The sequence below is a fragment of the Acetobacter estunensis genome, assembly GCF_011516945.1.
Taxonomy (GTDB): Bacteria; Pseudomonadota; Alphaproteobacteria; order Acetobacterales; family Acetobacteraceae; genus Acetobacter; species Acetobacter estunensis.
Window position 1 is genome coordinate 1 of the sequence record NZ_WOTH01000072.1, and the last position, 6,832, is coordinate 6,832.

10 protein-coding genes and 1 pseudogene are annotated in these 6,832 nt (G+C 59.2%); 9 read left to right on the forward strand and 2 right to left on the reverse strand.

Features of this window, described 5'->3' with window-relative positions:
* The 7 genes from GOB87_RS16670 to GOB87_RS16000 all read left to right on the forward strand — a co-directional run.
* The coding region (locus GOB87_RS16670) for a hypothetical protein (protein WP_206752351.1) at positions 1-244 on the forward strand (244 nt) is incomplete at its 5' end.
* Between the two features lie 205 nt (positions 245-449).
* Positions 450-1,145 (forward strand): VIT1/CCC1 transporter family protein, encoded by a 696-nt coding sequence (locus tag GOB87_RS15975; RefSeq protein WP_166319027.1) that lies wholly within the window; start codon positions 450-452, stop codon positions 1,143-1,145.
* A gap of 77 nt (positions 1,146-1,222) precedes the next feature.
* Positions 1,223-1,576: an ArsR/SmtB family transcription factor gene (locus tag GOB87_RS15980; RefSeq protein WP_026019860.1), complete on the forward strand. Its 354-nt coding sequence runs from the start codon at positions 1,223-1,225 to the stop codon at positions 1,574-1,576.
* The gene (gene arsC, locus GOB87_RS15985; RefSeq protein ID WP_010510570.1) at positions 1,573-1,995 is read left to right on the forward strand and encodes an arsenate reductase (glutaredoxin); all 423 of its coding nucleotides are present in this window, start codon (positions 1,573-1,575) and stop codon (positions 1,993-1,995) included. The genes GOB87_RS15980 and arsC overlap by 4 nt, the downstream gene beginning before the upstream one ends.
* Positions 1,995-3,290: an arsenic transporter gene (locus GOB87_RS15990; RefSeq protein ID WP_166319030.1), complete on the forward strand. Its 1,296-nt coding sequence runs from the start codon at positions 1,995-1,997 to the stop codon at positions 3,288-3,290. Before arsC ends, GOB87_RS15990 begins: the two co-directional genes overlap by 1 nt.
* Positions 3,291-3,313: 23 nt before the next feature.
* Positions 3,314-4,012, forward strand: coding sequence for an arsenical resistance protein ArsH (gene arsH / locus GOB87_RS15995; protein ID WP_025440028.1), 699 nt, complete (start codon positions 3,314-3,316; stop codon positions 4,010-4,012).
* An 8-nt stretch (positions 4,013-4,020) separates the two neighbouring features.
* Positions 4,021-5,076 carry an ArsO family NAD(P)H-dependent flavin-containing monooxygenase gene (locus GOB87_RS16000; RefSeq protein ID WP_007397880.1) on the forward strand — a complete coding sequence of 352 codons (1,056 nt, stop codon included), beginning with the start codon at positions 4,021-4,023 and terminating at the stop codon, positions 5,074-5,076.
* Here GOB87_RS16000 and GOB87_RS16005 read toward each other — a convergent pair.
* Positions 5,070-5,593 (reverse strand): annotated as a pseudogene (locus GOB87_RS16005) (transposase); the annotation flags it as partial. The gene GOB87_RS16000 and the pseudogene GOB87_RS16005 overlap by 7 nt on opposite strands.
* Before the next feature lie 70 nt (positions 5,594-5,663).
* Between GOB87_RS16005 and GOB87_RS16010 the strand changes: the two are divergent.
* The gene (locus GOB87_RS16010; protein ID WP_003631413.1) at positions 5,664-5,843 is read left to right on the forward strand and encodes a hypothetical protein; all 180 of its coding nucleotides are present in this window, start codon (positions 5,664-5,666) and stop codon (positions 5,841-5,843) included.
* A gap of 23 nt (positions 5,844-5,866) precedes the next feature.
* On the opposite strand, the gene GOB87_RS16015 is transcribed toward GOB87_RS16010, so the two are convergent.
* Positions 5,867-6,082: a hypervirulence associated TUDOR domain-containing protein gene (locus GOB87_RS16015; RefSeq protein ID WP_166319033.1), complete on the reverse strand. Its 216-nt coding sequence runs from the start codon at positions 6,080-6,082 to the stop codon at positions 5,867-5,869.
* Between GOB87_RS16015 and GOB87_RS16020 the strand changes: the two genes are divergently transcribed.
* Positions 6,081-6,680, forward strand: a complete 600-nt coding sequence (locus GOB87_RS16020; protein WP_035366892.1) for a DUF488 domain-containing protein — start codon at positions 6,081-6,083, stop codon at positions 6,678-6,680. The genes GOB87_RS16015 and GOB87_RS16020 overlap by 2 nt on opposite strands.
* Positions 6,681-6,832 lie beyond the last annotated feature (152 nt).

The window sequence follows — 6,832 nt, forward strand, 5'->3', positions numbered from 1 at the left end:
CAACATCAAAGAAACCAGACTGCTTCATATCGCCATTCCCTCAATCAACGCAGAAGAAATAGAATCATACAGAAGACCTCAAAACCAGGGGGTTTTTAGAACCCTCCAGATGATGGACGGGTTTTGCCGGCCAGTTCCAGGTTTCGCCAAGAGCAAACTGAAGCAGCACCAGAAAGGCGGTGGTCCAGTGAAGGACGATCGTCGGCCTGTCGTAGCGCAGGGTGTCGGTAATGTCCGGCGTTGAACAAGGCATATGCGTCTCGGTGAAAAGGAACCCTGGATTCACTTCCATATCATGCTTACCTGACAGGATTCTGAACAGAGAATATTTTACGAAAATATAAATACTATTGAAAATAGCTCGCAATATCAGAATAAAATGCCTATTGCCGTGGCAAAAACAGGGGCCTAAATCTGGTTTGTATTTATCAGAAGCAACAGGTCACCTTATGTCGCGTCTCCATCCTCTGGCCGAACGCCATGCCGTCGAGAAACTGGGGTGGCTGCGCGCGGCCGTTCTCGGCGCCAATGACGGAACGCTGTCGACCGGCAGCCTCATCGTCGGCGTTGCCAGCTCTCATGCGACACGCGGCAGCATTCTCATCGCGGGACTATCCGCGCTTGTCGCGGGCGCCCTGTCCATGGCGGCTGGCGAGTATGTCTCGGTCAGTTCCCAGGCCGATTCCGAACATGCCGACATCGCCCGCGAAAAACAGGAGCTGGCCATGGACTGGGAGGGGGAGGTCGCCGAACTGGCCGGGATCTATCAGAAAAGAGGACTGGATGGAGACCTCTCACACGAGGTCGCCGTCGCCCTTATGAAACATGATGCGCTCGGTGCTCATGCCAGGGATGAACTGGGTCTGTCCGAGGCCACAGCGGCAAGACCCATACAGGCGGCATTCGCCTCGGCAACCGCCTTTTCGTCCGGAGCCTTGCTGCCCGTACTGGCAGCTGTTCTGACCCCTGTCGCGTGGGTATCCTGGGGCGTGTCCCTGACCTCGGTCGTGGTTCTCGCCGTTTTGGGCGTCGTCGGCGCGCTTGCCGGCGGCGCGGCGCCTCTGCGGCCAGCACTGCGTGTGACGTTCTGGGGTATTGTTGCGATGATCGTCACGGGCGGAATCGGCCGCCTGTTCGGCGTGTGACACCGTATTCCAGGTTTTGAACGAGGCATGTCCTCGGTAGTGTTGACTTCATCCAATATATCCGTGATCGTCGATTTATGGATACAGAATCTGCCCTCGCTGCCCTGAGCGCTCTGTCGCAGTCCACGCGAATGGAGATCTTCCGCCTGCTGGTGCGCCACGAACCGGACGGACTACCCGCCGGAGACGTCGCGCGGCATCTCGATGTCCCGCAGAACACGATCTCGGCCCATCTTGCCACCCTGACCCGTGCCGGCCTGCTGACCTCGCAGCGCCACAGCCGGCTGATCGTCTATCGTGCGCGCCTTCCGCGCTTGCGCGACCTGATGCTCTTCCTCGTAAGAGACTGCTGTGCGGGCAGCCCCGAACTCTGCGCGCCCCTGGTCGCGAACCTGTCCTCCTGCTGCCCATCCCGGGAATCCTGCCCATGACCATCACGATCTACCACAACCCGGCCTGCGGCACGTCGCGCAACGTGCTGGCACTGATCCGCAACAGCGGCGAGGAGCCCCGGATCATCGAATATCTGAAAACGCCGCCGAGCCGGGCCGAACTGGTCGATCTGATCGCCCGTATGGGGCTTCCGGTGCGCTCGGTCCTGCGGGAAAAGGGCACGCCCTTTCACGAGCTCGGCCTCGATAATCCGACCCTGACGGACGATACGCTGATCGACGCCATGATCGCACACCCGATCCTGATGAACCGGCCGATCGTCGTCACCCCCCTCGGTGTTGCGCTCTGCCGTCCGTCCGAGGCGGCTCTGGAAATCCTGCCCAACCCGCAGCGGGGCGCTTTCGTCAAAGAGGACGGCGAGAAGATCGTCGATGAATCCGGAAAGCGGATCTCCTGATGCTGGCTCTTCTGCTTTTCGTTGTCACGCTGGTTTTTGTCATCTGGCAGCCTCGGGGGCTGGGCATCGGCTGGAGCGCAATGGCAGGTGCCGCCGTGGCCTTGGCGGCTGGCGTGATCCACTGGCATGACATTCCTGTCGTCTGGCACATCGTCTGGGACGCGACCTTCACCTTTATCGCGCTGATCGTCATCTCGCTGTTGCTGGATGAGGCAGGGTTCTTCCATTGGGCCGCCCTGCACGTCGTACGCTGGGGCAAAGGGCGAGGCCGGACGCTATTCCCGCTGATCGTGGTGCTGGGAGCGGCCATTGCAGCGGTTTTCGCCAATGACGGCGCGGCGCTGCTGCTGACGCCCATTGTCATCGCTATCCTGACGCAACTGCGCCTGAGCCATGGCGCGGCGCTGGCCTTTATTATCGCCACTGGGTTCGTCGCGGATACCACCAGCCTGCCGCTTGTCATTTCCAACCTGGTGAACATCGTCAGCGCCAATTTCTTTGGCATTGCGTTTGATCGCTATGCCGCGATCATGGTCCCTGTCGATCTGGTGGCGCTGGGCGCGACGCTGGCTGTGCTTTGGCTGTGGTACCGGCGGCAGGTGCCTGCGACCTATCCCGTCGCCGAACTGCCAGCACCCGCTGCGGCAATTCGTGACCACCATGTATTTCGGGCGGCATTTCCGCTGCTGGTCCTCGTTCTGGCGGCCTATTTCCTGACAGCGCCGTTTCATATCCCGGTCTGTGTTGTAGCCTGTCTGGCCGCCGGAACCCTGTTGCTCGTCGCCGGATATGGCCGGGTGATCCCTGTTCGCAAGATGCTGATGGGCGCACCATGGCAGATCGTGATCTTCTCGCTGGGCATGTATCTGGTGGTGTATGGCCTGCGCAATGCCGGGCTGACCGACTACCTTGCGGCCGCACTGGTCTGGCTTGGCCATCAGGGGCCGTTCATCGCCACCATCGGCGCCGGCTTTCTGGCGGCTGTTCTGTCGTCCATCATGAACAATATGCCGAGTGTGCTGGTCGGGGCACTGGCGATCCAGCAGGCGCACGACATCACGCCGCTGACACGCGACCTGATGGTCTATGCCAACATCATCGGCTGCGACCTCGGGCCGAAATTCACGCCGATCGGCAGTCTCGCGACACTGCTCTGGCTGCATGTGCTGGCGTCCAGGAACCATCGGGTCACGTGGGGGCAATATATGAAGGTGGGTCTGGTGATCACACCTCCCGTCCTGCTGGTCACACTCCTGGCGCTGGCCCTGTGGCTGCCTCTAATCAGCCAGCCGTAATGCATGAATGGACCGATATCACAATGACTGAACCTGACTTGCCGGCCCTTCACCCCGAATATCTTGAACAGGTCGATCTCGCGCGGCTGGAACCGCAACCGCGTGTGGACCATCCGCCGCGTATCCTTCTGCTCTATGGCTCTTTACGCCCCCGATCCTTCAGCCGGTTGCTGGTGCTTGAGGCAGAACGCATCCTGAAGGTGCTGGGGGCCGAGACACGGGTGTTCGACCCGACCGGCCTGCCGGTAGCGGATTCCGTGCCCGCAAGTCATTCGAAGGTGCGGGAACTGCGGGAACTCTCGATCTGGTCTGAAGGCCAGGTCTGGTGCAGCCCCGAACGGCACGGCAACATCACTGCCGTGTTCAAGAACCAGATCGACTGGTTGCCCCTGACGGAAGGCTCGATCCGCCCGACGCAGGGCCGCACGCTGGCGGTCATGCAGGTTTCGGGCGGATCGCAGAGCTTCAATTCCGTCAATGCCCTACGGGTGCTGGGCCGGTGGATGCGGATGTTCACCGTCCCCAATCAGTCCAGCGTGCCGATGGCCTATACCCAGTTCGGTGACGATGACCGGATGAAGCCATCCCCCCTCTATGACCGGATGGTAGATGTCATGGAGGAGCTGATGAAGTTCACATGGCTGCTGCGCGACCGGGCCGACTACCTCGTTGATCGCTACAGCGAACGCAAGGCGGAATTCCGTCTCCCGGAAAGTCTGTGAGCCGGGCAATGGCGGAACAGTTCGATGTTGTGATCGTGGGAGGCGGTCAGGCGGCCCTCGCCGCGTCGTATTTTCTACGACGGACCGGACTGCGTTACGTCATTCTTGATAACGGGACGCAGGCGGGTGGTGCATGGGTGCATGGCTGGGACTCCCTGCATCTGTTTTCACCCGCGTCCTACAGTTCGCTGCCCGGCTGGCCGATGCCAGACACGCCGGATGGCGGCTATCCGACCCGTGACGAGGTGTTGGACTATCTGCACCGCTACGAGGCGCGCTATGCGCCGCCGATCCGCCGTCCGGTCATGGTCGAGTGTGTGGAGCGCGCGAACGGAAAACTTCTGACTGTCAGAACCAGCGCGGGTGATTTTCTTGGCCGTGCGGTTATCGGGGCGACCGGTACGTGGTCAGCCCCCTTTGTTCCCGATGTCGCGGGGCGTGACCTCTTCGGCGGGACGCAACTCCATTCCAGCCATTACCGGAATGCCGCGCCCTTTGCCGGCCGACGTGTACTGGTGGTGGGTGGGGGCAACTCCGGGGCACAGATTATGGCGGAGCTGTCGCTTGTCGCTCAGGCAACATGGGTCACGCTGCATGATCCCATCTTTCTGCCCGATGACGTGGACGGACGGGTCCTGTTCGAGCGGGCGACCGCTCGCGTTCTCGGCGGCCCGTCGGCCATGCCCACCAGCGGCTTTGGCGATATCGTCATGGTCCCACCTGTGCGCGCCGCCAGGGAGCGAGGCGTGCTCCACGCGGTGCGCCCGTTTGTACGTGTGACGGCGACGGGCGTCGTCTGGCCCGACGGGCGGGAAGAAGCCATCGATAGGATCATCTGGTGTACCGGCTTCCGACCCGCGCTCGGTGTATTTGCATCACTCGACGTGATCGAGCCGGACGGCTTGATCCGTGTTAACGGGCAGCAGGCCGTCAGGGAGCCACGTCTCTGGCTGCTGGGTTATGGCTCCTGGTGTGGGCCCGCATCCGCCACGCTGCTGGGCGCCGGCCGTGTCGCCAGATCCATGGTCCGGCAACTGGCGGCCTGGCTTGCGTCGCCGATATAGAAGGTCTGCTTATGATTCCAGAGCTGTCCCTGCACATTGCGCAGATACAGGAAACACAGACCAAATCCCCATCTCCTGTGAGCCTGGGTCAGTCCCACCAGAAGAGCGGCAATCCTGTCGTTCTCCGCTGCCAGTCGCGGACGATAGCGAAAGCAGGTCTCGGATATCCCAAAAATCCGACAGGCCAGCGCAATGCTGACCCCATGATGCGCCACAGCTTGTGCGGCCAGTTCCCGGCGCTGGGCTGGCCGCTTCATTTTTTTCCAAGGGCTTCCTTCAGGATATCCGTCTGCATGCTCAAATCCGCACACATGCGCTTCAGCCGACGGTTCTCCTCTTCCAAAGCCTTCATCTGACTGATCATCGAAGCATCCATGCCGCCATATTTCGCGCGCCACCGGTAAAACGTGGCGTTGCTAATCCCATGCTCCCGGCACAGGTCAGGAACCGGGACACCGCCCTCAGCCTGGCGGATCACACCCATGATCTGGGCGTCAGTAAAGCGATCACTCTTCATCAGAATCTCCTCAATTCTTACGCTGAGAAAATTCTCATTCAAAAGTCACTCTTTTTATGGGGGGATTACCATGAGAGCAGAGCATGTGCGCGCCAATAAAAGAGTGATTGGGCCAGATGATCTCTGTCATGAGAGGCTTATTGCGACACTCACGTCTGTCACCCCGACGCTGGATGTGGTGCTCTGTGCTCCGATCACCTCAGCCAATCCGTCTGTCTCTACATTGATGGATATTGCGGCGCAGACATGATGCTGGCTCAGGAGATGATCCAGTCACTCAGCAAGTGTAAGGGCCGTGCCTTTGTGAAAGGCGATATGACTGGTTTTAAGGCTTTCTATTTCATATTGAGGGTGTTCTGCCGTCGCGTGATGCTGATAGCCGTTGAGCAGAAAGGGCGCCGTATGAATGGCTTTGATCCGTCCACTGACGTATCCCGCTTCCGAGTTCCAAGATACGATGTCTCCGATCTGGAAAGTTTGTGACGGCATGGAAAACTCCGTATCCAATGTGAACCTCGCAGGGGAGGCAAGATCATCTTCTTGTCATCCATTCTACACCATTGGGCATTCCACGCTTGCGCTATCTGATTTTATCGCGCTTTTGCGTCATTATGGCGTGACACTGATCGCGGATGTGAGGGCTTTTCCGTATTCCCGGCGTAATCGAGACTATGATGGCACCAGTCTCCAGCCGGAACTGGCGGCACAGGGGATCGGATATAGTCATTTTCCAGAGCTTGGTGGACGACGGCCACGGTCGAAGACGATGCCTGCGGAGACCAACGCATTCTGGCGTGTCCAGAGTTTTCATAATTATGCGGATTATGCGCTTGGAGAAGATTTTCACCGAGGTCTTGCCCGGCTTATCGAGGCGGGACAGCAGGCAACTGTTGCGATCATGTGCGCGGAGGTGCTCTGGTGGCGCTGTCACAGGCGCATCGTTACTGACTATCTTCTGGCCCACGGGGTGACAGTCTTTCATATTCTGTCCATGACGGATGCCGTTCCCGCGCACCTTACTGAATCTGCGATTATTGATAGTAGCCGTCATATTACTTACCCACAAATAAACACTTCCAGAGGCTGAAGGTAAAATGTAGGCATAAAAACAAACGATCTCGAAAAATTGGTAATCCCCCCATTTTTAGTGGGGCATTGAATGAGAATTCAGGCAGCTGTTTTTAGTTTCTGGGCGGGGGTTAGCCCGCTGTTCCCCATGTTGGGTCTGTCATGGTTATA

Excerpts from the sequence above, each read along its gene's own strand:
- GOB87_RS15975 (WP_166319027.1), top strand. The coding sequence starts at position 450 with ATGTCGCGTCTCCATCCTCTGGCCGAACGCCATGCCGTCGAGAAACTG.
- GOB87_RS15980 (WP_026019860.1), top strand. The coding sequence starts at position 1,223 with ATGGATACAGAATCTGCCCTCGCTGCCCTGAGCGCTCTGTCGCAGTCC.
- arsC (WP_010510570.1), top strand. The coding sequence starts at position 1,573 with ATGACCATCACGATCTACCACAACCCGGCCTGCGGCACGTCGCGCAAC.
- GOB87_RS15990 (WP_166319030.1), top strand. The coding sequence starts at position 1,995 with ATGCTGGCTCTTCTGCTTTTCGTTGTCACGCTGGTTTTTGTCATCTGG.
- arsH (WP_025440028.1), top strand. The coding sequence starts at position 3,314 with ATGACTGAACCTGACTTGCCGGCCCTTCACCCCGAATATCTTGAACAG.
- GOB87_RS16000 (WP_007397880.1), top strand. The coding sequence starts at position 4,021 with ATGGCGGAACAGTTCGATGTTGTGATCGTGGGAGGCGGTCAGGCGGCC.
- GOB87_RS16010 (WP_003631413.1), top strand. The coding sequence starts at position 5,664 with ATGAGAGCAGAGCATGTGCGCGCCAATAAAAGAGTGATTGGGCCAGAT.
- GOB87_RS16020 (WP_035366892.1), top strand. The coding sequence starts at position 6,081 with ATGGAAAACTCCGTATCCAATGTGAACCTCGCAGGGGAGGCAAGATCA.
- GOB87_RS16015 (WP_166319033.1), bottom strand. The coding sequence starts at position 6,082 with ATGCCGTCACAAACTTTCCAGATCGGAGACATCGTATCTTGGAACTCG.